19 protein-coding genes are annotated in these 22,658 nt (G+C 60.9%); 6 read left to right on the top strand and 13 right to left on the bottom strand.

The window, feature by feature from the left end; genetic code table 11:
* Positions 1-9: 9 nt before the first annotated feature.
* The 8 genes from B597_RS32780 to rpmH form a co-directional block, all read right to left on the bottom strand.
* On the bottom strand, positions 10-798 hold the full coding sequence (locus B597_RS32780) for a ParA family protein (protein ID WP_003291830.1): 789 nt from the start codon (positions 796-798) through the stop codon (positions 10-12).
* Between the two features lie 18 nt (positions 799-816).
* On the bottom strand, positions 817-1,464 hold the full coding sequence (rsmG, locus tag B597_RS32785) for a 16S rRNA (guanine(527)-N(7))-methyltransferase RsmG (RefSeq protein ID WP_003291832.1): 648 nt from the start codon (positions 1,462-1,464) through the stop codon (positions 817-819).
* The gene (mnmG, locus tag B597_RS32790; protein WP_003291833.1) at positions 1,464-3,356 is read right to left on the bottom strand and encodes a tRNA uridine-5-carboxymethylaminomethyl(34) synthesis enzyme MnmG; all 1,893 of its coding nucleotides are present in this window, start codon (positions 3,354-3,356) and stop codon (positions 1,464-1,466) included. Before mnmG ends, rsmG begins: the two co-directional genes overlap by 1 nt.
* Positions 3,357-3,862: 506 nt before the next feature.
* A complete protein-coding gene (gene mnmE / locus B597_RS32795; RefSeq protein WP_003291834.1) occupies positions 3,863-5,230 on the bottom strand; it encodes a tRNA uridine-5-carboxymethylaminomethyl(34) synthesis GTPase MnmE in 1,368 nt (455 codons plus the stop codon).
* 71 nt (positions 5,231-5,301) lie between these two features.
* Complete coding sequence (yidC, locus tag B597_RS32800; protein WP_003291835.1) at positions 5,302-6,972, bottom strand: membrane protein insertase YidC; 1,671 nt, start codon at positions 6,970-6,972, stop codon at positions 5,302-5,304.
* A gap of 2 nt (positions 6,973-6,974) precedes the next feature.
* Positions 6,975-7,220 (bottom strand): membrane protein insertion efficiency factor YidD, encoded by a 246-nt coding sequence (yidD, locus tag B597_RS46355; RefSeq protein WP_003291836.1) that lies wholly within the window; start codon positions 7,218-7,220, stop codon positions 6,975-6,977.
* Positions 7,213-7,608, bottom strand: coding sequence for a ribonuclease P protein component (gene rnpA, locus B597_RS0223285; protein WP_003291837.1), 396 nt, complete (start codon positions 7,606-7,608; stop codon positions 7,213-7,215). Before rnpA ends, yidD begins: the two co-directional genes overlap by 8 nt.
* A 14-nt stretch (positions 7,609-7,622) precedes the next feature.
* Complete coding sequence (rpmH, locus tag B597_RS46360; RefSeq protein ID WP_003291838.1) at positions 7,623-7,757, bottom strand: 50S ribosomal protein L34; 135 nt, start codon at positions 7,755-7,757, stop codon at positions 7,623-7,625.
* A gap of 514 nt (positions 7,758-8,271) precedes the next feature.
* On the opposite strand from rpmH, the gene dnaA reads away from it, so the two are divergent.
* From dnaA to ahpF, 5 genes are all read left to right on the top strand, one after another.
* A complete protein-coding gene (dnaA, locus tag B597_RS0223295) occupies positions 8,272-9,723 on the top strand; it encodes a chromosomal replication initiator protein DnaA (RefSeq protein ID WP_003291839.1) in 1,452 nt (483 codons plus the stop codon).
* A gap of 33 nt (positions 9,724-9,756) precedes the next feature.
* Positions 9,757-10,860, top strand: a complete 1,104-nt coding sequence (gene dnaN, locus B597_RS32805) for a DNA polymerase III subunit beta (protein ID WP_003291841.1) — start codon at positions 9,757-9,759, stop codon at positions 10,858-10,860.
* Between the two features lie 12 nt (positions 10,861-10,872).
* Positions 10,873-11,985: a DNA replication/repair protein RecF gene (recF, locus tag B597_RS32810; protein ID WP_003291842.1), complete on the top strand. Its 1,113-nt coding sequence runs from the start codon at positions 10,873-10,875 to the stop codon at positions 11,983-11,985.
* Entirely contained in the window at positions 11,982-14,396 is a 2,415-nt protein-coding gene (gyrB, locus tag B597_RS32815) for a DNA topoisomerase (ATP-hydrolyzing) subunit B (protein WP_003291843.1), read from the top strand. The genes recF and gyrB overlap by 4 nt, the downstream gene beginning before the upstream one ends.
* A gap of 201 nt (positions 14,397-14,597) precedes the next feature.
* On the top strand, positions 14,598-16,160 hold the full coding sequence (ahpF, locus tag B597_RS32820) for an alkyl hydroperoxide reductase subunit F (protein WP_003294606.1): 1,563 nt from the start codon (positions 14,598-14,600) through the stop codon (positions 16,158-16,160).
* Positions 16,161-16,239: 79 nt separating this feature from the next.
* Here ahpF and B597_RS32825 read toward each other — a convergent pair whose 3' ends face one another.
* From B597_RS32825 to glyQ, 5 genes are read right to left on the bottom strand one after another with little or no spacing between them, the layout of a single operon-like run.
* Positions 16,240-17,613: a GGDEF domain-containing protein gene (locus tag B597_RS32825; protein ID WP_003291846.1), complete on the bottom strand. Its 1,374-nt coding sequence runs from the start codon at positions 17,611-17,613 to the stop codon at positions 16,240-16,242.
* A gap of 32 nt (positions 17,614-17,645) precedes the next feature.
* The gene (locus B597_RS32830; protein WP_003291847.1) at positions 17,646-18,395 is read right to left on the bottom strand and encodes a lysophospholipid acyltransferase family protein; all 750 of its coding nucleotides are present in this window, start codon (positions 18,393-18,395) and stop codon (positions 17,646-17,648) included.
* Positions 18,392-18,934 carry a D-glycero-beta-D-manno-heptose 1,7-bisphosphate 7-phosphatase gene (gene gmhB / locus B597_RS32835; protein ID WP_003291848.1) on the bottom strand — a complete coding sequence of 181 codons (543 nt, stop codon included), beginning with the start codon at positions 18,932-18,934 and terminating at the stop codon, positions 18,392-18,394. Before gmhB ends, B597_RS32830 begins: the two co-directional genes overlap by 4 nt.
* 4 nt (positions 18,935-18,938) lie before the next feature.
* A complete protein-coding gene (glyS, locus tag B597_RS32840) occupies positions 18,939-20,993 on the bottom strand; it encodes a glycine--tRNA ligase subunit beta (protein ID WP_003291849.1) in 2,055 nt (684 codons plus the stop codon).
* Positions 20,990-21,937, bottom strand: coding sequence for a glycine--tRNA ligase subunit alpha (glyQ, locus tag B597_RS32845; protein WP_003284253.1), 948 nt, complete (start codon positions 21,935-21,937; stop codon positions 20,990-20,992). The genes glyS and glyQ overlap by 4 nt, the downstream gene beginning before the upstream one ends.
* Positions 21,938-22,045: 108 nt before the next feature.
* Here glyQ and B597_RS32850 point away from each other — a divergent pair, with 108 nt between their 5' ends.
* The gene (locus B597_RS32850; protein WP_003291851.1) at positions 22,046-22,603 is read left to right on the top strand and encodes a DNA-3-methyladenine glycosylase I; all 558 of its coding nucleotides are present in this window, start codon (positions 22,046-22,048) and stop codon (positions 22,601-22,603) included.
* The last annotated feature ends 55 nt before the right edge of the window (positions 22,604-22,658 follow it).

Genomic DNA, 22,658 nt, shown 5'->3' on the forward strand with positions numbered 1-22,658 from the left:
GAATAGTCCTTATGCGGGGGTGCCGCGCACCGATTGTCGCTGGCGCCGCGACAGTTCTCCGGCCAGGGCCAGATAGGCCAGAGCACCCTTGGATTGCTTGTCGTAGACCAGCGCCGGCATGCCATGGCTGGGCGCCTCGGCGAGCCGGACGTTGCGCGGAATCACGGTGTCGTAGAGCTTGTCGCCGAAATGCGCCTTGAGCTGTTCGGAAACATCGTTGGTCAGGCTGCTGCGCGAGTCGTACATGGTGCGCAGCAGACCCTCGATCTTCAGGCTCGGGTTGAGTGCCTGTCCGATCCGCTGGATCGAATTGACCAGGTCGGTGAGCCCCTCGAGGGCGTAATACTCGCACTGCATGGGAATGATCACTCCATCGGCGGCGGCCAGTGCGTTGATGGTCAGCATCGACAGCGAAGGCGGGCAATCGATGAGAATGTAGTCGTAGTTCTCGCGTACTGGCGCCAGCGCTTCGCGCAGGCGTTTTTCCTTGGCCGGCAGGTTGAGCAGGGCAACCTCGGCTGCCGTCAGGTCACGATTGGCCGGCAGCAACTGGTAACCGCCATGCTCGGAGAACTGCATGGCGTCCACCAGGCTGCACTCACCGATCAAGACGTCGTATATCGAATACTCGAGTCCGAGTTTGTCCACACCGCTACCGGTGGTGGCATTGCCCTGTGGGTCGAGGTCGATCAGAAGCACCCGCCGGCGCGTGGCAACCAGCGAGGCCGCCAGATTGATGCAGGTGGTGGTCTTGGCGACACCGCCCTTCTGGTTGGCAATGGCGAAAACTTTAGCCATGGTCAGTGTCTGTCCGGGTCATGAAGTGCGGCGCAGTATCAACAGATGGCGCTGGCCTTGGCAACCGGGAACCTTGAGTACGTGACAGGCATCGAGGCGGAAGTCCTCCGGAAGTCGTTGCAGCTCGTCATCCGGCTGCACGCCCTTCATCGCCAGCCAGCGGGTGCCGAGATTGCCCAGGTGGCGCGTCCAGCTGGAGAAATCCTCGAGCGAACTGAATGCTCGCGAGGTAATACCATCGAACGCATTCGATGGCTGGAATTGCTCGACGCGGCTGTGTACCACTTCAAGATTGGCCAGCTTCAGTTCCAGTTTCACCTGGGTCAGGAAGCGCGTCTTCTTGCCGTTGGAATCCAGCAGGGTGAAGGACAGCTCGGGGAACATGATCGCCAGCGGTACTCCGGGCATGCCGCCGCCACTGCCGACATCAAGCCAGTTCCGGCCTGTCTCGGCCACGAACGGCACCACACTCAGGCTGTCGAGCAGATGGCGCGAAACCATTTCGTTAGGGTCACGCACTGCTGTGAGGTTGTAGGCCTTGTTCCATTTGATCAACAGCGCCAGATAGGCAAGCAACTGCTGCTGTTGCCATTCATCCAGCTCGATGCCCAGTTCCCGGGTGCCACGCACCAGTTCGGCGGCGTGCGATTCGCTGACCAGAGTCATCAGGCGCTTTGCTCCAGTTGCTGGCCGGCGCTGCGTTTCTTCAGATGGATCATCAGCAGCGACACTGCGGCCGGCGTCACACCCGGTATGCGCGATGCCTGGCCGAGCGTCTCGGGCCGGGCCTGGCCAAGCTTGTGCTGGATCTCCTTCGACAGACCGGGAATCCCCGCGTAGTCCAGGTTGTCCGGCAGTGCGACGTTTTCGCTGGCACGCAGCCGCTCGATCTCTTCCTGCTGTCGCTCGATGTAGCCGGCGTACTTGGTCTTGATCTCCACCTGTTCGGCGACCTGCGGATCCTGCGCACCGTCACCGGTCAGTTCGATCAGACTCTGGTAATCGATTTCCGGACGGGCCAGCAGGTTGAGCAGGTTGTACTCGCGGGCCAACGGGCTGCCGAAGCGCTCGGCAATGGCCTCGCCTTCCGGCGTTCCCGGGCGCACCCAGCAGCTCTTCAGCCGCTGCTCTTCGCGCTCGATACCCTCGCGCTTGGCACAGAAGGCGGCCCAGCGGCCGTCATCCACCAGACCCAGCTCGCGGCCTTTCTCGGTCAGGCGCAGATCGGCATTGTCCTCGCGCAGGATCAGCCGGTATTCGGCGCGCGAAGTGAACATGCGATAGGGCTCCTGAGTACCAAGGGTGATCAGGTCATCGACCAGCACACCGAGGTAGGCCTCATCCCGGCGTGGGCACCAGCTGTCCTTGCCTTGCGCGCGCAGCGCCGCGTTGGCACCGGCGAGCAGGCCCTGGGCACCGGCTTCTTCGTAACCGGTGGTGCCATTGATCTGGCCCGCGAAGAACAACCCGCCGATCACCTTGGTTTCCAGACTGTACTTGAGATCGCGCGGGTCGAAGTAGTCGTACTCGATGGCATAGCCCGGCCGCACGATATGCGCGTTCTCCATGCCGCGGATGCTTTGCACGATCTGCAGCTGCACGTCGAAGGGCAGCGAGGTGGAGATGCCGTTGGGGTACAGCTCGTGGGTAGTCAGGCCCTCGGGTTCGAGGAATACCTGGTGGCTGTCCTTGTCGGAAAAACGATGAATCTTGTCCTCGATGGACGGGCAGTAACGTGGGCCCACGCCTTCGATCACCCCGGAATACATCGGCGAGCGATCCAGGTTGGAGGCAATGATCTCGTGTGTACGGGCATTGGTGTGGGTTATCCAGCAACTGACTTGCCGCGGATGCTGTTCACGGCTACCCAGGAAGGACATCACCGGCAGCGGTGTGTCACCGGGTTGCTCGGTCATCTTCGTGAAATCCACCGAGCGCCCGTCGATTCGCGGTGGCGTACCGGTTTTCAGGCGTCCGACGCGCAAAGGCAACTCACGCAGACGCTGCGCCAGGGCGATCGAAGGCGGATCGCCCGCGCGCCCACCCGAATAATTCTGCAAGCCGATGTGGATAAGTCCGCCGAGGAAGGTCCCGGTCGTCAATACAACTGAACTGGCGAGGAATCTCAGGCCCATTTGCGTAATGACGCCACGCACTTCGCTTTGTTCGACGATGAGATCGTCGGCGGCCTGCTGGAATATCCACAGGTTCGGCTGGTTCTCCAGCAACTCCCGAATTGCAGCCTTGTAAAGCACCCGGTCCGCCTGGGCGCGCGTCGCTCTCACCGCCGGGCCTTTGCGGCTGTTCAGCACGCGAAACTGGATGCCACCTTTGTCGGTGGCCGTGGCCATGGCGCCGCCCAGCGCATCGATCTCCTTGACCAGATGACTCTTGCCGATACCACCAATGGCCGGGTTGCAGCTCATCTGACCGAGGGTTTCGACATTGTGGCTGAGCAACAGGGTCTTCGCGCCCATGCGTGCGGCTGCCAATGCAGCTTCGGTACCGGCATGACCGCCGCCGATCACGATCACGTCAAAACGGGAAGGGAAGTCCACCACGCACCTCGTGCCTGTTCAGAATATGGGAATTCGGGAAATCGCGAAGTATAGGGATATAGCGTTCGCTAAAGAAGGGCTTTGGACAAAAAATGATCAACCGCCTGACCGATGATCACGAGCGGGACAAAATAGAAAATAGAGAAGAAATATATAAAGAGCTTGTTTATATGTTTATGTATGGTGAAGCCCTTTTCTGTGGATAACCACTTGAAAGCCCCATCGTTTCTGGCTTACGCAAAAGGATAAAGCTGTGCTGCGGCTGGGTGGTCCCGGTGTGATTGCCGTCAACAGGCTGTGCGTAAATTGCGCTGTTATGCACAGGCGACGTTTTGCGCAGCTTACGAGATGGGTTTTCGACTGGGCTCAGGCCTGCTTTTCCACAGGGCTTAGTCAGCAGAAGGCGGTATTTTTCAGGCAGCCGAAAGCCCATTGCGGCGGCAATGATCGACTTGTTTGAAGACAGATGGATGGCGTTTAGGCGCTCTGCAGCGCCTCGGACTGCGTCATTTGCCGATGCAGAAGCTCGAGAAGATGCGACCGAGCAGATCGTCGGAGCTGAATGCGCCGGTAATCTCCCCGAGGGCTTGTTGGGCCAGGCGCAGGTCTTCGGCCAGCAACTCGCCGGCCCCCGCCAGGGTCAGCTGGGCGTGCCCATGTTGCAGGTATTGTTCGGCCAGACGCAGGGCGTCCAGATGACGGCGACGGGCGCTGAAACTGCTTTCCGCGGTCTGCTCGTACCCCATGCAATGCTTGAGGTGTTCACGCAGCAAGTCGATTCCCTCCCCCGAGCGCGCACAGAGGTTGAGCGTAACCTGCCCATCGGCACTGACTCGCAGCGCGATCGGCTCGCCAGTGAGATCCGCCTTGTTGCGGACCAGTGTGACTTTGCCGGGATCAGGCGTGAAATCGAGGAATTCCGGCCACAGAGCCAGCGGATCGGCGGCTTCAGGCGCGCTGGCATCGACCATCAGCAGAATGCGATCCGCTTCGCCGATCGCGCTGAGTGCGCGTTGCACGCCGATGCGCTCGACCTGGTCCTCGGTGTCGCGTAGACCGGCCGTATCGACCACATGCAGCGGCATGCCGTCGATGAGGATATGTTCGCGCAACACGTCCCGCGTGGTGCCGGCGATGTCGGTAACGATGGCGGCCTCTCGTCCCGCCAGGGCATTGAGCAGACTCGACTTGCCGGCGTTCGGCCGTCCCGCGATCACCACCGTCATGCCATCGCGGAGCAAGGCCCCCTGTCCTGCTTCACGCAATACTGTGGATAACTCGGCACGCACACCGTCGAGTTGAGCCAGCACATGCCCATCGGCGAGGAAATCGATTTCCTCCTCGGGGAAGTCGATGGCGGCTTCGACATAGATTCGCAGCTGGATCAGCTTCTCGGTGAGCTGATGCACACGCCGTGAGAATTCGCCTTGCAGCGAACGCACCGCGTTACGGGCGGCCTGCGCAGAACTTGCTTCAATCAGGTCCGCTATCGCTTCTGCCTGGGCCAGGTCGAGCTTGTCATTGAGAAATGCGCGTTCGCTGAACTCGCCGGGCCGCGCCAGGCGCACGCCCAGTTCGACACAGCGCTGCAGCAGCATATCCAGCACTACCGGTCCGCCGTGCCCCTGCAGCTCAAGCACATCCTCGCCTGTGAAAGAGTGCGGCCCCGGAAAGAACAGCAAGAGGCCTTCGTCGATCACTTCGCCGTCGTCGGCGTGAAATGCGCCGTAATGAGCATGGCGTGGCGTTGGCTCCCGTCCGCTCAGGGTAATCGCGATAGCCTTGGCGCGCGGTCCCGAAACTCGGACGATACCGACACCTCCACGGCCGGGTGCGGTGGCGACGGCGGCGATCGTATCGCGAGCTGGACTCATGGGGGCTCCTTTCAGATAGGCAGATAGCACAACGCCCCAATCAAGGGGCGTTGTGCATGGCGGTTGAGGCGTCAGGCGGGCTTCGCCGCGGCCTCGATCTTGCGGGTAATGTACCACTGCTGAGCGATGGACAGGACGTTGTTGACCACCCAGTACAGCACCAGACCGGCCGGGAACCAGAGGAAGAAGAAGGTAAAGATGATCGGCAACAGCTTCATCACCCGTGCCTGCATGGGATCCGGCGGCGTCGGGTTCAGCTGCTGCTGTATGAACATGGTCACGCCCATGATGATCGGCAGGATGAAGAACGGATCCTTGATCGACAGGTCGGTGATCCAGAACATCCAGGGCGCCTGGCGCATCTCGACGCTTTCCAGAAGCACCCAGTAGAGCGCCAGGAAGACAGGCATCTGCACCAGAATCGGCAGACAGCCGCCGAGCGGATTGATCTTCTCCTTCTTGTACAGCTCCATCATCGCCTGGGACATCTTCTGGCGATCATCGCCATGCTGTTCCTTGAGCGCCTGCATTTTCGGAGAAACGGCACGCATACGCGCCATAGACTTGTAGCTTGCGGCCGAAAGCGGAAAGAACGCCAGCTTGATGACGATCGTCAGAACGATGATCGACCAGCCCCAGTTGCCCAGCAGGGCGTGGATGTTCTCCAGCAGCCAGAAGATCGGCTGTGCGATGAACCACAGGATGCCGTAGTCGACCGTCAGGCGTAGCCCCGGCGAAAGCTCTTCCAGCTTGTCCTGGCTCTTCGGGCCGGCGTACAGCGTGGCGCCGGTTTCACCCTGGGCGCCAGCGGGCACGGTGACGGCAGGTCCGGTGAAGCCGATAATGTAGTTGCCCTGGCTATCCTTGCGAGTCTGCACCTGATTGGTGTCGCCTGGCTGAGGAATCCATGCCGTGACGAAGTAATGCTGCAGCCATGCGATCCAGCCACCCTGGACGCTTTCGCGCAGGTTGTTTTCGTCCATGTCGCCCATGGAAACCTTGCGATAGGGCTCCTCCTTGGTCCACAACGCAGCGCCGAGGTAGGTAGCGGTGCCGGTAGCGGTGCTCGAGGATGGATCGCTGCTCTTGTCACGCTTGAGCTGACCGAACAGATAACCGGTCCATGGCTGTTCGCTCTGGTTGTCGATCAGATAGCTGACACCCAGTGCGTAATTGCCACGCTCGAGAGTGAAACGCTTGATGTAGTTGATCCCGTCAGCGCTATATTTCAGGTCGACAACCAGTTGGTCCTGACCCTCGCTCAGCTGGTAGTCGGTTTTCTCGCTGCTGTACTGGGGACGGCCGCTGGCCTTGTCCGGCCCATCGCCGATCAGCCCGCTCTGTGCCTCATAGGTGCGCTCGCCGCTGCGCTCGAACAGCTGGAACGGGACATCCGGACGATCCTGGCGACGCGGGAACTGAGGTAGATGCAACTCTACGATGTCGCCGCCACGCGGATCGATCGCCAGGTCCAGTACGTCGGTACGGACGCGAACGAGCTGGGTGCTCGGTGCCGAACTCGGCATGGCGCTGGCCTGTTGCTGGCCGGCCACGGCTGGCACGTCTTCAACACCACCTTCGCTTGATGCGCTCGGGCTTTCCGGCAGCGCAGGAACGCCAGGCTGGCTTTGCGCGGTTTCGGTCGGCAGTGCTGCCTGACCGTAGTCCTGATTCCACTGAAGAACCATCAGGTAGGCAACGACTGCTAGAGATACAAGCAGTATCGAGCGTTTGATATCCATGGTTACTCGGCCATCGGAGATGAATTGGAAGTGTTATGGGAAGGCACGGGATCGTAACCACCGGGATTCCACGGGTGGCAACGCCCCAACCTGCGCAGACTCAGCCAGCCGCCACGTAGCAGACCATGAGTTTCGATGGCCTCCAGTGCGTAGCAGGAGCAGCTTGGATAGAAACGGCAGTGACTAGCCATCATGGGACTGATGGCGTACTGGTAGACCTTGATCGAAGCGGTGGCCAATTTACGCATGAGGGCTTTTGGCGGCTCCAGGTTCGACGGTGGTCTTGGATGGGCTGCGTGACAGTCGCTTCCAGAGCTTGGCGAATTGACGCGCCAGTTCGGGATTGTCCAGATCAGCCAACCCCTTGCGGGCGACGATCACGATGTCCCAACCCGCCAGTTCCACTTGGTGATGGCGAAATGTCTCGCGAATCTGCCGCTTGATGCGATTGCGCTCGACCGAAAGCTTGACGCTTTTCTTGCCGATCACCAGCCCTAGGCGGGGGTGCTGCAGATCGTTCTGCCGTGCCAGCAGCAATACATTCCTGCCTGGCACCTTACCGGAAGGGGAGTCGAAGACTGCCTTGAATTGGCGGGGAGTCAGCAGACGCTTTTCCCGGCCGAAGCCCCGACTCACTACCTGTTCCGATATCAGACGGTCAGACGCTTGCGGCCTTTAGCGCGACGACGCGCCAGGACTTGACGACCGTTCTTGGTGGCCATACGGGCACGGAAGCCATGGGTACGAGCGCGCTTGATGGTGCTGGGTTGGAAAGTGCGTTTCATGGTGCGTTTACCTGGTGATCCATTGCGGGCCGGAATAGCCCCCTTTTAAGAGACCGGCGATTGTAGAGAAGCTAGCGAGCCAGGTCAATTTCCTGGCCGCGGCCTGCTAGCAGAAAATATAAGAGAGAAGAAATATAAGCTTTTAAGATGTAGTGCTTATAGATGGTCTCGCCATATTCTGTGGATAGATCGCCACAGGCCCCGCGGTTACTGGCATATACCGTATTGGAAAGGTGGTGGGAAAGCGGTGTCGGTCCGGTGCAGGGCTTCTGCACAAGCTGGGGATGAAATGCCTAGATATCCACAAGCGCGGTCGTGCTCCGCTTTTCAACAGCCTCGTCCACCCTGCTCAGGCTGGGTTATGCACAACCTTTGTATGGCGTCGTGTGGTTTACAGACACACATTCGTTGACATGCTTCGGTTGGCCTTCGTTTTCCTGTTGTTGTGGATAACCACACCTCGCCCAGCTACAATACCGGCCGTTTAACCTCGACGATGTCGATAGGAGTTTCCGTGTCGGTGGAACTTTGGCAGCAGTGTGTGGAGCTTTTGCGCGACGAGCTACCTGCCCAGCAATTCAACACATGGATTCGCCCACTGCAGGTGGAGGCCGAGGGGGATGAGCTGCGTGTCTACGCGCCTAACCGTTTCGTGCTCGACTGGGTTAACGAGAAGTATGTGTCCCGCCTGCTTGAGCTATTGTCAGAGCGCTCGACGGGCCTCGCCCCATCGCTCTCTCTGCTAATTGGAAGCAAGCGCACTTCGGCAGCAGCACTGCCTTCTGCTGCTGTTGCTCGTGCTCAGCCGCAACCTGTGGTCTCGACTACGCCCGCACCTGCTGCGCAGCCGCAGGCCCCGCGTTTCGAGCCGTTGTCTGCCGATACCAGCGAGCCCGAGCAACCCCGGGTCGAACGCACCGTGCAAGTCGAAGGTGGCCTCAAGCACACCAGTTATCTGAATCGGACCTTTACCTTCGAAAATTTCGTCGAAGGCAAGTCCAACCAACTTGCGCGCGCTGCCGCCTGGCAGGTAGCCGATAATCCCAAGCACGGCTACAACCCGCTTTTTCTTTATGGCGGCGTCGGGCTGGGCAAGACTCACCTGATGCACGCGGTGGGCAATCACCTGTTGAAGAAGAACCCGAATGCCAAGGTGGTCTACCTGCATTCCGAGCGCTTCGTGGCCGACATGGTCAAGGCGCTGCAGCTCAATGCCATCAATGAGTTCAAGCGCTTCTATCGTTCTGTCGACGCGCTGCTGATCGACGACATCCAGTTTTTTGCCAAGAAAGAGCGCTCGCAGGAAGAGTTCTTCCACACCTTCAATGCGCTGCTTGAAGGTGGTCAGCAGGTCATTCTCACCAGTGATCGCTACCCGAAGGAAATCGACGGGCTGGAGGAGCGTCTCAAGTCGCGTTTTGGTTGGGGCCTGACTGTCGCGGTCGAGCCGCCTGAACTGGAAACCCGGGTCGCTATCCTGATGAAGAAGGCTGATCAGGCGAAGGTGGATCTGCCCCATGATGCGGCGTTTTTCATCGCGCAGCGGATTCGTTCCAACGTGCGCGAACTCGAAGGCGCCCTGAAGCGGGTCATCGCACATGCTCACTTCATGGGGCGCGACATCACCATCGAGCTGATTCGTGAGTCCCTGAAGGACTTGCTGGCGTTGCAGGATAAGCTCGTCAGCGTCGACAATATCCAGCGCACCGTGGCCGAGTACTACAAGATCAAGATTTCCGATCTGCTGTCCAAGCGACGGTCGCGCTCCGTGGCTCGTCCACGTCAGGTGGCGATGGCGTTGTCCAAGGAGCTGACCAACCACAGCCTGCCGGAAATCGGTGATGCGTTCGGTGGGCGAGATCACACCACGGTGTTGCACGCCTGCCGTAAGATCGCTGAATTGCGGGAAACGGATGCTGATATCCGTGAAGATTACAAGAATTTGCTGCGAACTTTGACAACCTGAGTGCGACCCATTTTTTAGGCAAGGGACCAGACCATGCATTTCTCCATTCAGCGCGAAGCCCTGTTGAAACCCCTGCAGCTGGTTGCTGGCGTCGTCGAGCGGCGGCAGACCTTGCCTGTGCTCTCCAACGTTCTCCTCGTCGTGCAGGACCAGCAGCTGTCGCTGACCGGCACCGATCTCGAGGTCGAGTTGGTCGGGCGCGTTACGCTGGAGGACGCCGCCGAGCCGGGCGAGATCACCGTCCCGGCGCGCAAGCTGATGGATATCTGCAAGAGCCTCCCCAGCGACGCGCTGATCAATGTTCGGCTGGACGATCAGAAGGTCGTGATCAAGTCCGGGCGCAGCCGCTTCACGCTGTCGACCTTGCCCGCCAATGACTTTCCTACCGTGGAAGAAGGCCCGGGTTCGCTGTCATTCAGTGTTGAACAGGGCAAGCTGCGCAGGCTCATCGAGCGCAGCAGTTTCGCCATGGCTCAGCAGGATGTTCGCTATTACCTCAACGGAATGCTCATCGAGGTTTCAAGCGGCATGTTGCGTGCGGTGGCCACTGACGGCCATCGCCTGGCGATGTGTTCGATGCAGGCCGGTATCGAGCAGCCTGATCGCCACCAGGTGATCGTTCCGCGCAAGGGCATCCTCGAACTCGCTCGGCTGCTCACCGACCAGGACGCCGAAGTCAGCATCGTGCTGGGCCAGCATCACATTCGGGCGAACACGGGTGAGTTCACCTTCACCTCCAAGCTGGTCGATGGCAAGTTCCCCGATTATGAGCGCGTTCTTCCACGTGGCGGTGACAAGCTGGTAGTGGGTGATCGCCAACTCCTGCGCGAAGCCTTCAGTCGCACGGCGATTCTTTCCAACGAGAAATATCGCGGTATCCGTCTGCAGTTGGAAAATGGCCTGTTGAAGATTCAGGCAAACAACCCCGAGCAGGAGGAGGCAGAGGAGGAAGTGGTGGTTGATTACAACGGTGGCTCGCTGGAAATCGGCTTCAATGTCAGCTACCTGCTGGATGTCCTTGGTGTGATGACGACCGATCAGGTCCGCCTGATTCTCTCCGATGCTAACAGCAGCGCGCTGGTGCAGGAGTTCGACAATGACGACTCCGCCTATGTCGTCATGCCCATGCGTTTGTAACGTCCTTTTTAAATGTCCCTCAGCCGTATCTCCGTCACCGGGGTACGCAATTTGCGCCCGGTGACGCTGTCTCCTTCCCCTCGCATCAATATTCTTTTCGGCGATAACGGCAGTGGCAAGACAAGCTTGCTGGAAGCCATCCACCTGCTTGGCCTTGCGCGTTCCTTCCGTAGCATCCGTCTCAATCCAGTGATCGCTTACGAGCAGTCTGCCTGTACCGTTTTCGGAGAGGTACAGCTGGCCGATCAACATAGTTGCGCGCTTGGCATCGCTCGGGACCGGAGCGGAGAGGTCAAGATTCGCATCAATGGACAGAACGTCCGATCTGCGGCCGAGCTGGCTGATACCTTGCCATTGCAGCTGATCAACCCCGACAGTTTTCGTCTGCTCGAAGGCGCACCGAAGTTGCGCCGCCAGTTTCTCGACTGGGGGGTGTTCCACGTGGAACATCGATTCCTGAATGCCTGGCAGCGCCTTCAACAAGCCTTGCGGCAACGGAACTCGTGGTTGCGTCATGGTACACTGGACGGCGCTTCGCAAGCCGCCTGGAGCCGTGAACTGGCGCTGGCAAGCGATGAGATTGATGGCTATCGCCGGGATTACATCAAGGCCCTGAAGCCGGTGTTCGAGACGACGTTGCATGCACTGCTCGAACTCGATGGTTTGCAGCTTAGTTACTACCGTGGCTGGGACAAGGACCGATCGTTAGGCGAAGTGCTTGCATCCTCGCTGGAACGGGATCGTGCATTAGGCCACACCCAATCGGGCCCCCAGCGCGCCGATCTGCGCTTGAAGGTGGGAAACCACAATGCTGCCGAGGTGCTGTCTCGCGGCCAGCAGAAGCTGGTGGTTTGCGCACTGCGTATTGCCCAGGGCCATTTGGTGAGCGAGGCCAAGCGTGGGCAGTGTATTTATCTGGTCGATGATCTGCCTTCCGAACTGGATGCGCAGCATCGGCTGGCGTTATGCAGGTTGCTTGAACAACTGAACTGTCAGGTGTTCATCACCTGCGTGGATTCTAATGTTTTGCAAGAAGGCTGGCGCGAACAGACGCCGGTCTCAATGTTTCACGTGGAACATGGGCAGATTTCCCCAGTCCACGGCCCCTCGGGAGTGAAGGCATGAGCGAAAACCACACGTACGATTCGTCGAGCATCAAGGTGCTTAAGGGCCTCGATGCCGTGCGCAAGCGTCCCGGCATGTACATCGGTGACACTGACGACGGCACTGGCCTGCATCACATGGTCTTCGAAGTCGTCGACAACTCGATCGACGAAGCGCTGGCCGGCTATTGCAGTGACATTTCCATCACTATCCATACCGATGAATCCATCAGTGTGCGGGATAACGGTCGCGGCATCCCGGTGGATATTCATGAAGAAGGCGTGTCCGCAGCGGAAGTCATCATGACCGTTCTGCATGCCGGTGGTAAGTTCGATGACAACTCCTACAAGGTTTCCGGCGGCTTGCACGGCGTGGGCGTTTCAGTGGTCAATGCGCTATCCGAAGAGCTCCTGCTGACCATTCGCCGAGATGGCAAAGTCTGGGAGCAACTCTATCGCCATGGTGTGCCGCAGGCACCGCTCGCAGCGGTGGGTGAAACCGATGCCTCAGGCACGCAGATTCATTTCAAGCCGTCTGCCGAGACTTTCCAGAACATCCACTTCAGCTGGGACATCCTGGCCAAGCGCCTGCGTGAGCTCTCCTTCCTCAACTCAGGCGTTGGTATCTTCCTGCGTGACGAGCGCTCGGCCAAGGAAGAGCTGTTCAAATACGAGGGGGGACTGAGCGCCTTCGTCACCTACCTCAACACCAACAAGACTCCCGTCAACGAGGTGTTTCACTTCAACGTCCAGCGTGATGACGGCGTCGGTGTCGAAGTGGCCTTGCAATGGAATGACAGTTTTAACGAGAACATCCTCTGCTTCACGAACAACATTCCCCAGCGCGACGGCGGTACCCATCTGGCCGGCTTCCGCTCCGCGCTCACGCGCAATCTGAACAACTACATCGAACAGGAAGGCCTGGCTAAGAAGCACAAGATCGCCACTACTGGTGACGATGCCCGTGAAGGCCTGACGGCGATCATCTCGGTGAAGGTGCCGGATCCGAAGTTCAGCTCCCAGACCAAGGACAAGCTGGTTTCCTCGGAAGTCAAAACTGCCGTGGAACAGGAGATGGGGAAATATTTCGGCGACTTCCTGCTCGAACATCCCAACGAAGCGAAGGCCGTAGTCGGCAAGATGATTGATGCCGCCCGTGCTCGCGAAGCAGCGCGCAAGGCTCGGGAAATGACCCGCCGCAAGGGGGCGCTGGATATTGCCGGTCTGCCGGGCAAACTCGCCGATTGCCAGGAGAAGGATCCTGCGCTCTCCGAACTCTACATCGTGGAGGGTGATTCTGCGGGTGGCTCGGCCAAACAGGGCCGGAACCGCAAGACTCAGGCGATCCTGCCGCTCAAGGGCAAGATCCTCAACGTCGAGAAGGCACGCTTCGACAAGATGATCTCCTCCCAGGAGGTCGGTACGCTGATTACCGCGCTGGGCTGCGGTATCGGCCGAGACGAATACAACATCGACAAGCTGCGTTACCACAACATCATCATCATGACCGATGCTGATGTGGACGGTTCGCATATCCGTACTTTGCTGCTGACCTTCTTCTTCCGCCAGTTACCGGAGTTGATTGAGCGGGGTTATGTCTACATCGCACAGCCGCCGCTCTACAAGGTCAAGCGTGGCAAGCAGGAGCAATACATCAAGGACGACGAGGCGATGGAGGAATACCTCACCCAGTCGGCTCTGGAAGACGCGAGTCTGCATGTCAACGAAGATGCCCCCGGTCTTGCCGGTGAGGCTCTGGAGAGGCTGGTCAACGATTACCGAACGGTTATCAAGACCTTGCAGCGTCTGTCTCGCCTGTATCCGCAGGAACTGACCGAACACTTCATCTACCTGCCGCGCGTGCCGGTCGAGCAGCTGGCTGATCACGCCGCAATGCAGGCCTGGCTGGAGCGATACAGTACGCTGCTGAAGGGCGGCGAGCGCTCCGGGCTGATCTACAATCTCAGCCTGCGTGAAGACAAGGAACGCCATCTTTGGTTGCCCGAGGTGGAAATCAGTTCGCACGGCCTGGCTAGCTACGTCACGTTCAACCGTGATTTCTTCGGTAGCAACGATTACCGCACCGTGACCGCCCTTGGTGAAAAGCTGAATAGCTTGCTCGAGGAAGGTGCTTACGTGCAGCGCGGTGAACGCAAGAAGCCGGTGACGACCTTCAAGGAAGCGCTCGACTGGCTGATGACCGAAGGCACTCGCCGACACAGCGTCCAGCGCTATAAGGGACTGGGCGAGATGAACCCTGAGCAGCTCTGGGAAACCACCATGGACCCGAACGTACGGCGCATGCTCAAGGTGACGATCGAGGATGCGATCGCTGCCGACCAGATCTTCAACACCCTGATGGGCGATGCTGTCGAGCCGCGCCGCGAGTTCATTGAGACCAATGCACTGGCGGTATCGAACCTGGACTTCTGATTTCCGTTTCAGACCAGGGCAACAAACAGAACCCCGATCCTCTGGATCGGGGTTTTTTATCTTCGAAGATAGGCTGTCTAAATCGGCCCGACTGGTTTAATCAATTTCGAAATCATCCCTGCTCGGAGTAAGGTTGCTTCATCGAAGATTCATCACCTTGCCGGGCCCTGAGGGCCAAATATTTCACGAGGACATTTGTCAATGTTGGACACCAATCTCAAGACCCAGTTGAAAGCCTACCTGGAGAAGGTCACCCAGCCCTTCGAGATCGTCGCGTCCCTCGATGACGGCGAAAAATCCCGGGAAATGCTGAGCCTGCTGCAGGACATCGCCGGCCTCAGCGACAAGATCACCCTGAAGACCGACGGCGACGATGCACGCAAGCCGTCGTTCTCGCTCAACCGCATCGGCGGCAGCATCAGCCTGCGTTTCGCCGGCATCCCCATGGGCCACGAGTTCACCTCGCTGGTGCTGGCCCTGCTGCAGGTCGGCGGTCATCCGTCGAAGACCGCACCCGAGGTGATCGAGCAGATCAAGGCGCTCGACGGTGACTACCGCTTCGAAACGTACTTCTCGCTGTCCTGCCAGAACTGCCCGGACGTGGTTCAGGCGCTGAACCTGATGGCCGTGCTCAACCCGAACATCAAGCACGTCGCCATCGACGGCGCGCTGTTCCAGGACGAAGTCGAAGCCCGCCAGATCATGTCCGTGCCGAGCATCTACCTTAACGGCGAGCTGTTCACCCAGGGTCGCATGAGTGAGGAAGAGATCCTCTCCAAGCTCGATACCGGCTCCAGCGCCCGTGACGCCGAGAAGCTCAAGGCCAAGGACGCCTTCGACGTGCTGGTGGTCGGCGGTGGCCCGGCCGGTGCCGCAGCGGCCATCTACGCGGCGCGCAAGGGCATCCGCACCGGCGTCGCGGCCGAGCGCTTCGGTGGCCAGGTGCTGGACACCATGGCCATCGAGAACTTCATTTCGGTGAAGGAAACCGAAGGCCCGAAACTGGCCCGCGCGCTGGAAGAACATGTGCGCGAGTACGACGTCGACATCATGAACCTGCAGCGCGCCAGCCAGCTGATCCCGGCCGGCGACGACGGGCTGCACCGCGTGCAGTTCGAAAACGGCGGCGAGCTCAAGGCCAAGACCCTGATCCTCGCCACCGGCGCGCGCTGGCGCGAAATGAACGTGCCCGGCGAGCAGGAATACCGTGGCCGTGGCGTCGCCTACTGTCCGCACTGCGACGGCCCGCTGTTCAAGGGCAAGCGCGTGGCGGTGATCGGCGGCGGCAACTCCGGTGTGGAAGCGGCCATCGACCTGGCCGGCATCGTCGCCCATGTCACCCTGCTGGAATTCGGCGAGCAACTGCGCGCCGACGCCGTGCTGCAGCGCAAGCTCAACAGCCTGCCCAACGTCACCGTGTTGAAGATGGCGCAGACCACCGAGGTCAAGGGCGACGGCCAGAAAGTCACCGGCCTGGTCTACAAGGACCGCGCCAGCGAAGAAACCCACCACGTCGAACTGGAAGGCATCTTCGTGCAGATCGGCCTGCTGCCCAACAGCGACTGGCTCAAGGGCACCCTGGAGCTGTCGCGCTTCGGCGAGATCATCGTCGACGCCAAGGGCCAGACCAGCATCCCCGGCGTGTTCGCCGCCGGCGATGTGACCACGGTGCCGTACAAGCAGATCGTGATCGCCGTGGGCGAAGGCGCCAAGGCCTCGCTGAGTGCCTTCGATCACCTGATCCGCACCTCCGCACCGGCCTGATCGGACGGCAAAAAAGAAGGGGAGCAGACTTGTGTCTGCTCCCCTTTCCTTTTTTGCGCTAGGTGTGGGCTACTGAAGATCAGTGGTGGTGGTGCAGCACACAGCAATTGCGGCCATTGTGCTTGGCCCGGTACAGCGCCTTGTCGGCGTTTTGCAGCAGGCGCTCGTAGTCGGGATGCCCGTCATGTACGGCCATGCCAATACTGACCGTAGTCTGAAGTACCTCGCCGCTGGACAACCGAAAACGTTCGCAAGCGATGCGTTCGCGCACTTTCTCTGCGGCAGCGAACGCCTTGTCGGCATCGATATCAACCAGCACCAGCAGAAACTCCTCGCCGCCTAGGCGGAAGGCATAGTCGCCGCCACGTGTATTACCGGCGAGCAGAGCCCCGACCTGCTGCAGTATCTGGTCGCCGGCACTGTGGCCGTGAGTGTCGTTGATGCGCTTGAAGTGATCGACATCGATGGCGAGCACGCCGAAGGTGTTGTTCGACTGGCGGGCGTAGAGCACTTCCTTGGCCATTACCACCGGCAGGAATTTTCGATTGAGCAGACGGGTCAGGACGTCGCGACCGGCTTCCAGATCGTTGGCCTGCTCGAACAGACTATCGAGAAGAAACTTGATCGAGCGAGTCTGCTCACGGATCTGATGCAGCTTCGTCAGGCGGCCACTGACATCCTGCAGCAGGGCAATGGACTTGAGCTCCTCGTCGATCTGCTCGATATAGGCGAGGATGCTCGCGCTTTCCGGAGAGCCCTGGAAAGCGTAAGAGGCCTTGTGACGAAACCAGAGGCCGAACTCGGAACCGGCCAGCTGCGGCAGGGCTCCGTTCAGATTGCCGATGGCCAGGTCGAACATCAGCTGATTCTCCCAGTCCAGCAGGGCGGCCCGCTGGCGTTCTTTTTCGACGCCGATGTTCTGCGAGACGGAGAACAGCCGATAGGCTTCCTCCGCCCGGGAATTGCGGTCATGGGACTGCGAATAGGCGAAACAGATGATCTCCACTGCCAGGTCGATCAGGTCGGCGCCCATGCGCGCCGCCTTGCGGCGCACCGGCTCATCAAGATCGCGCTGCTCCAGCAGCTGACGCAGACGGCCCTTGAGCAATCGAGCACCGCGCAGCACCAGGCTGACCGGAATCTCTATGCGTGCATGGATTTCACCGATCTTGCGCTGCAGGTCGACCACCGTGTCGAGGTCACCGTGCGCCGTCGAGGAGCACACCGTCACGATCCACTTCTGCATTGACTGGCCAAGACGGCTCCTGACCTGTTCGTGGGAGAGAAAACCGGCCGAGTGGGGATCGGCGAGCATTTGCGAATAGAAGTGCTCAGCCAGTTCCTCGCACCTTGCAGCGGCTACGGCCTGCAGCGCGACGGCGGCTTCGACTGGATAGCCATCGAGCAGGCGCAGCCATTCGGCGACCAGTTGATGGTTGGGGATCTGCTGCATACGAGCCTCGTGTGGTGGGGCAGATACCGAAGTTAGGCGACTGGCCGCCCCTGGGCTTCAAGCTGGCTGACCTTCGCGTTGATCCACTCCTCGGCACGCTGGTTGAGCTCGGCAATGGCCCGTGGGTTTTCGCTATCGCCGTACATCGCCGGGCCGATGACCACCTGGATCGTACCGGGTCGTTTGCCCCAACCGGCCTTGGGCCAGAACAGGCCGGCGTTATGAGCGATGGGCAGTATCGGTAGACCGGCATTGACCGCCAGTGCCGCGCCGCTGCGTGAAAACTTGCCCTGCTGGCCGACCGGTACGCGAGTACCTTCCGGGAAGATCAGCACCCAGGCGCCCTGCTCCAGGCGCTCGTGGCCCTGCTTGGCAACCTGTCTCAGCGCCGCCTTGGGGTTGTCGCGATCGATGGCGATCGGCTTGAGCAGCATGATCGCCCAGCCGAAGAACGGTACCCGCAGCAGCTCGCGCTTGAGTACCTGGGTCAGCGGCTCGAAGTAGGCCGAGAGGAAGAAGGTTTCCCAGGTGCTCTGATGCTTGGCGAGGATCACACAGGGGCGCTCCGGGATATTCTCCGTGCCTTGTACTTCGTAGCGCAGCCCGACCAGCGTCTTGGCCAGCCAGACGGCGCAGCGGCACCAGTTCTGCACCACGAAGCGGTAGCGCGTACGAAAGCCCATGAACGGTGCGCAGACCAGGCTCACCAGGCACCAGGCAAACGCAGTGAACGCCAGCAGAAAATAGAACAGGACGATACGAACGGGTAACAGGAGGCTCATCGAGAACTCTCGAGTAGATGATCGACAACAGCGGCCAGGTCATCGAAGACCTGGGTGCCCGGTGGCAAGGTCCCTTCCAGCGTGCGCAGGCCTTTGCCGGTCCGGACCAGATAGGGCACGCCGCCGAGCAGCATGCCGGCATGCAGGTCACGGTGGCTGTCGCCCACCACCGGCACGCCCTGCAGATCCGCCAGGCCGAAATGCTCGGCGATGCTGCGGAACATCCCCGGCTTGGGCTTGCGGCACTCGCAACCATCGTTCGGGCCATGCGGACAGTGCACGATCAGGTCGATGCGCCCGCCCTGCTCCATCACCAGTTGCTGCAGCTTGAAATGCATGTCGCCGAGGGTGCTCAGATCGAACTTGCCGCGTGCGACACCGGACTGGTTGGTGGCCACCGCCACCGTCCAGCCGGCCGTGCACAGCCGTGCGATGGCTTCCAGCGAGCCGGGAATGGGGATCCACTCCTCCACCGACTTCACGTACTCGTCGGAGTCCTCGTTGATCACCCCGTCGCGGTCCAGCACGATCAGTTTCACGGGCTTAGCCAAGTGCGGAAATATCGGCAACGCCAAGGAACAATCCTCTCAGCCGGGCCAGCAGGGCATAACGATTGGCGCGCACCGAAGCATCTTCGGCGTTCACCAGCACTGCTTCGAAGAAGGCATCCACCGGGCCACGCAGGTGCGCCAGGCGTTCCAGCGCTTCGCGATATTGGCGCGCCGCGGCCAGCGGTTGTACCGCCTGTTCGGCTTGCTGGATCGCCGAGTACAGCGAGAACTCGGTGGCGTTGTCGAACCAGCGCGGCTCGACCGCTTCCGGCAGCTTCGCCTCGAACTTGCTGAGCAGGTTGGAGACGCGCTTGTTCGCCGCGGCCAGTGCCTCGGCTTCCGGCAACGTGCGGAAGGCCTGCACGGCCTGTACGCGCTGGTCGAAGTCCAGTGCCGAACCGGGTTGTACGGCACGCACCGAGAGGTAGGCGGCGACGTCGACGCCTTCGTCTTCATAACGGGCGCGCAGGCGATCGAAGATGAACTCCAGTACCTGATCGGCGAGGCCGGCCGACTTGACCTGCGTACCGAACTGGCCAATGGCGAAGTTCACTGCCTCGACCAGGTTCAGGTCCAGCTGCTTCTCGATGAGGATGCGCAGCACCCCGAGGGCAGCACGGCGCAGGGCGTAGGGGTCCTTGGAGCCGGTTGGCAGCATGCCGATGCCGAAGATGCCGACCAGGGTGTCGAGCTTGTCCGCCACCGCCACGGCCGCGCCGGTGAGCGTGCTCGGCAGCTCGCCACCGGCACCGCGCGGCATGTACTGCTCGTTCAGCGCCAGCGCCACGTCTTCCGGCTCGCCGTCGTTGAGGGCGTAGTAGTAACCGGCAATACCCTGCATCTCCGGGAACTCGCCAACCATTTCGGTGGCCAGGTCGCACTTGCAGAGCAGGCCGGCGCGCGCAGCGCGCTGCTTGTCGCCGCCGGTACGCTCGGCGATCAGCCCGGCCAGGCGCGAGACGCGCTCGGCCTTGTCATAGACGGTGCCGAGCTGGGCCTGGAAGACCACGTTCTTCAGGCGCTCGTTGAAGCTGTCGAGCTTCTGCTTCTTGTCCTGCTTGAAGAAGAACTCGGCGTCGGTCAGGCGTGGACGCACGACCTTCTCGTTACCGGAGACAATCTGCGCCGGGTCCTTCGATTCGATGTTGGCCACGGTGATGAAACGCGGCAGCAGCTTACCGCTGCCATCCAGCAGGCAGAAGTACTTCTGGTTGTCCTGCATGGTGGTGATCAGCGCTTCCTGCGGCACTTCGAGGAAACGTTCCTCGAACGAGCAGACCAGCGGCACCGGCCATTCGACCAGCGCGGTCACTTCGTCGAGCAGCGCCGGTGGCACGATGGCCGTACCGTTCTGCTCGCCAGCCAGCTGCCCGACGCGCCTGGCGATCAAATCGCGGCGCTCGGCGAAGTCCGCGATCACATGGGCGCCACGCAGGTCTTCCAGGTAGCTGGAAGGCTTGGAAATGTGCACCGGACCCGGGCTGTGGAAACGGTGGCCGCGGGATTCGCGGCCGGCACGCTGGGCGAGGATCTCGCAATCGATCACCTGCTCGCCGAACAGCATCACCAGCCACTGGGTCGGGCGGACGAACTCTTCCTTGCGCGCGGCCCAGCGCATGCGCTTGGGAATCGGCAGGTCGTTCAGCGAGGCCTCGACGATGCCTGGCAGCAGCTGGGCGGCAGGCTGGCCTTCGATGGTGCGGCTGAACTTGAGTTTCGGGCCGCTGCGATCGATCTCCGCGAGGTCGACGCCACACTTGCGGGCGAAGCCCAGGGCGGCCTGGGTCGGCTCGCCTTCGGCGTCGAAGGCGGCCTGCATGGGTGGGCCGTCGAGGTTGATGCTGCGATCGGGTTGCTGGGTCGCCAGCTGTTCGACCAGCACCGCCAGGCGACGCGGCGCGGCGTAGGCCTGCGCCTTGGCGAAGCCCAGGCCGGCATCCTTGAGGCCCTTCTCGATACCGGCGCAGAAGGCTTCGGCCAGCTTGGCGAGCGCCTTGGGTGGTAGCTCTTCGGTACCCAGTTCGACGAGGAAATCCAGTGCACTCATTCTGCAGCCTCCAGCTTGGCCAGCACTTCGTCACGCAGTTCGGGGGTGGCCATGGGGAAGCCGAGTTTGGCCCGGGCCAGCAGGTAGCTCTGGGCGATCGAACGCGCCAGGCTGCGCACGCGCAGGATGTACTGCTGGCGCGCGGTAACCGAAATGGCGCGGCGGGCATCGAGCAGGTTGAAGGTGTGCGAGGCCTTGACCACCATCTCGTAGGCGGGCAGCGGCAGCTCGGCGGCCATCAGGCGGTTGGCTTCGCTCTCGTAGAAATCGAAGAGTTCGAACAGCTTCGGCACATTGGCGTGCTCGAAGTTGTAGGTCGACTGTTCTACCTCGTTCTGGTGGAACACATCGCCATAGGTCACGGTGCCGAACGGGCCATCGGCCCAGATCAGGTCATAGACCGAATCGACGCCCTGCAGGTACATGGCCAGGCGTTCGAGGCCATAAGTGATCTCGCCGGTGACCGGGTAGCACTCGACGCCACCGACCTGCTGGAAGTAGGTGAACTGGGTGACTTCCATGCCGTTGAGCCAGACTTCCCAGCCCAGGCCCCAGGCGCCGAGGGTCGGCGATTCCCAGTTGTCCTCGACGAAGCGGACGTCGTGCACCGAGGTGTCGACGCCGATGCGGCGCAGCGACTCCAGGTACAGGTCCTGGATGTTGTCCGGGTTGGGCTTGAGCACGACCTGGAACTGGTAGTAGTGCTGCAGGCGGTTGGGGTTCTCGCCGTAGCGGCCGTCGGCCGGGCGGCGAGAAGGCTGGACATAGGCGGCGTTCCAGGTCTCGGGACCGATGGCGCGCAGAAAGGTGGCGGTGTGGAATGTACCGGCGCCCATTTCCATGTCATAGGGCTGCAGGACCACGCAACCCTGCTCGGCCCAGTAGCTTTGCAGGGCGAGGATCAGGTCTTGGAAGGTGCGCACGGCAGGCGTAGTCTGGCTCAAAATTTCACCTGTGCTGGGCTTCGACAGAAAGCCTCGAAGTATACCCCCCGCATGGTCGCGCTTGCGATGGTTTCGGCCATCCGAGGCGATCTGTACATGGAGGACGACATGCCACGTTGTGCCTGGTGCGGCAGCGATCCGCTGTACATCGATTACCACGATCGCGAATGGGGCGTGCCGACCCGCGATCGGCAGGTACTATTCGAATTTCTTCTGCTCGAAGCGTTCCAGGCCGGTCTTTCCTGGATCACCGTACTGCGCAAGCGCGAGCGTTATCGGCAGGTGCTGTTCGGCTTCGATGCCGAGCGGCTGGCGCGCATGAGCGACACCGAGATCGACGAGCGCATGCAGGACCCGGGCATCATCCGCAACCGCCGCAAGCTCGAGGCGGCACGCAGCAATGCCCGCGCCTGGCTGCAACTGGACGATCCGGCAGGCTTCGTCTGGTCCTTCGTCGGCGGCGTACCGAAGATCAATCGTTTCGAGCGCCTCGATCAGGTCCCGGCGGTCTCGCCCGAGGCCGAGGCGATGAGCAAGGCGCTGAAGAAGGCTGGCTTCAGTTTCGTCGGCCCGACCATTTGCTACGCCTACATGCAGGCCTGCGGCTTGGTCATGGACCACCTGACCGACTGCGAGCGGCATGCCGAACTGGCCGGCGTCGATTGAGCCGTTGCAGGGCTGGGCTGCCAGCTGTGTGCCGTTGCCGCTGCTGCGCCTGAAA

It is taken from the genome of Stutzerimonas stutzeri KOS6, from assembly GCF_000307775.2.
In the GTDB taxonomy this organism is placed as follows: domain Bacteria; phylum Pseudomonadota; class Gammaproteobacteria; order Pseudomonadales; family Pseudomonadaceae; genus Stutzerimonas; species Stutzerimonas stutzeri_B.

Coding starts and splice junctions, on each gene's coding strand:
- rpmH (WP_003291838.1), bottom strand. CDS start 7,757: ATGAAACGCACTTTCCAACCCAGCACCATCAAGCGCGCTCGTACCCAT.
- ahpF (WP_003294606.1), top strand. CDS start 14,598: ATGTTGGACACCAATCTCAAGACCCAGTTGAAAGCCTACCTGGAGAAG.
- B597_RS32780 (WP_003291830.1), bottom strand. CDS start 798: ATGGCTAAAGTTTTCGCCATTGCCAACCAGAAGGGCGGTGTCGCCAAG.
- mnmE (WP_003291834.1), bottom strand. CDS start 5,230: ATGAGTCCAGCTCGCGATACGATCGCCGCCGTCGCCACCGCACCCGGC.
- yidC (WP_003291835.1), bottom strand. CDS start 6,972: ATGGATATCAAACGCTCGATACTGCTTGTATCTCTAGCAGTCGTTGCC.
- rsmG (WP_003291832.1), bottom strand. CDS start 1,464: ATGACTCTGGTCAGCGAATCGCACGCCGCCGAACTGGTGCGTGGCACC.
- dnaN (WP_003291841.1), top strand. CDS start 9,757: ATGCATTTCTCCATTCAGCGCGAAGCCCTGTTGAAACCCCTGCAGCTG.
- B597_RS32830 (WP_003291847.1), bottom strand. CDS start 18,395: ATGAGCCTCCTGTTACCCGTTCGTATCGTCCTGTTCTATTTTCTGCTG.
- B597_RS32825 (WP_003291846.1), bottom strand. CDS start 17,613: ATGCAGCAGATCCCCAACCATCAACTGGTCGCCGAATGGCTGCGCCTG.
- yidD (WP_003291836.1), bottom strand. CDS start 7,220: ATGCGTAAATTGGCCACCGCTTCGATCAAGGTCTACCAGTACGCCATC.
- glyS (WP_003291849.1), bottom strand. CDS start 20,993: ATGAGTGCACTGGATTTCCTCGTCGAACTGGGTACCGAAGAGCTACCA.
- gyrB (WP_003291843.1), top strand. CDS start 11,982: ATGAGCGAAAACCACACGTACGATTCGTCGAGCATCAAGGTGCTTAAG.
- recF (WP_003291842.1), top strand. CDS start 10,873: ATGTCCCTCAGCCGTATCTCCGTCACCGGGGTACGCAATTTGCGCCCG.
- B597_RS32850 (WP_003291851.1), top strand. CDS start 22,046: ATGCCACGTTGTGCCTGGTGCGGCAGCGATCCGCTGTACATCGATTAC.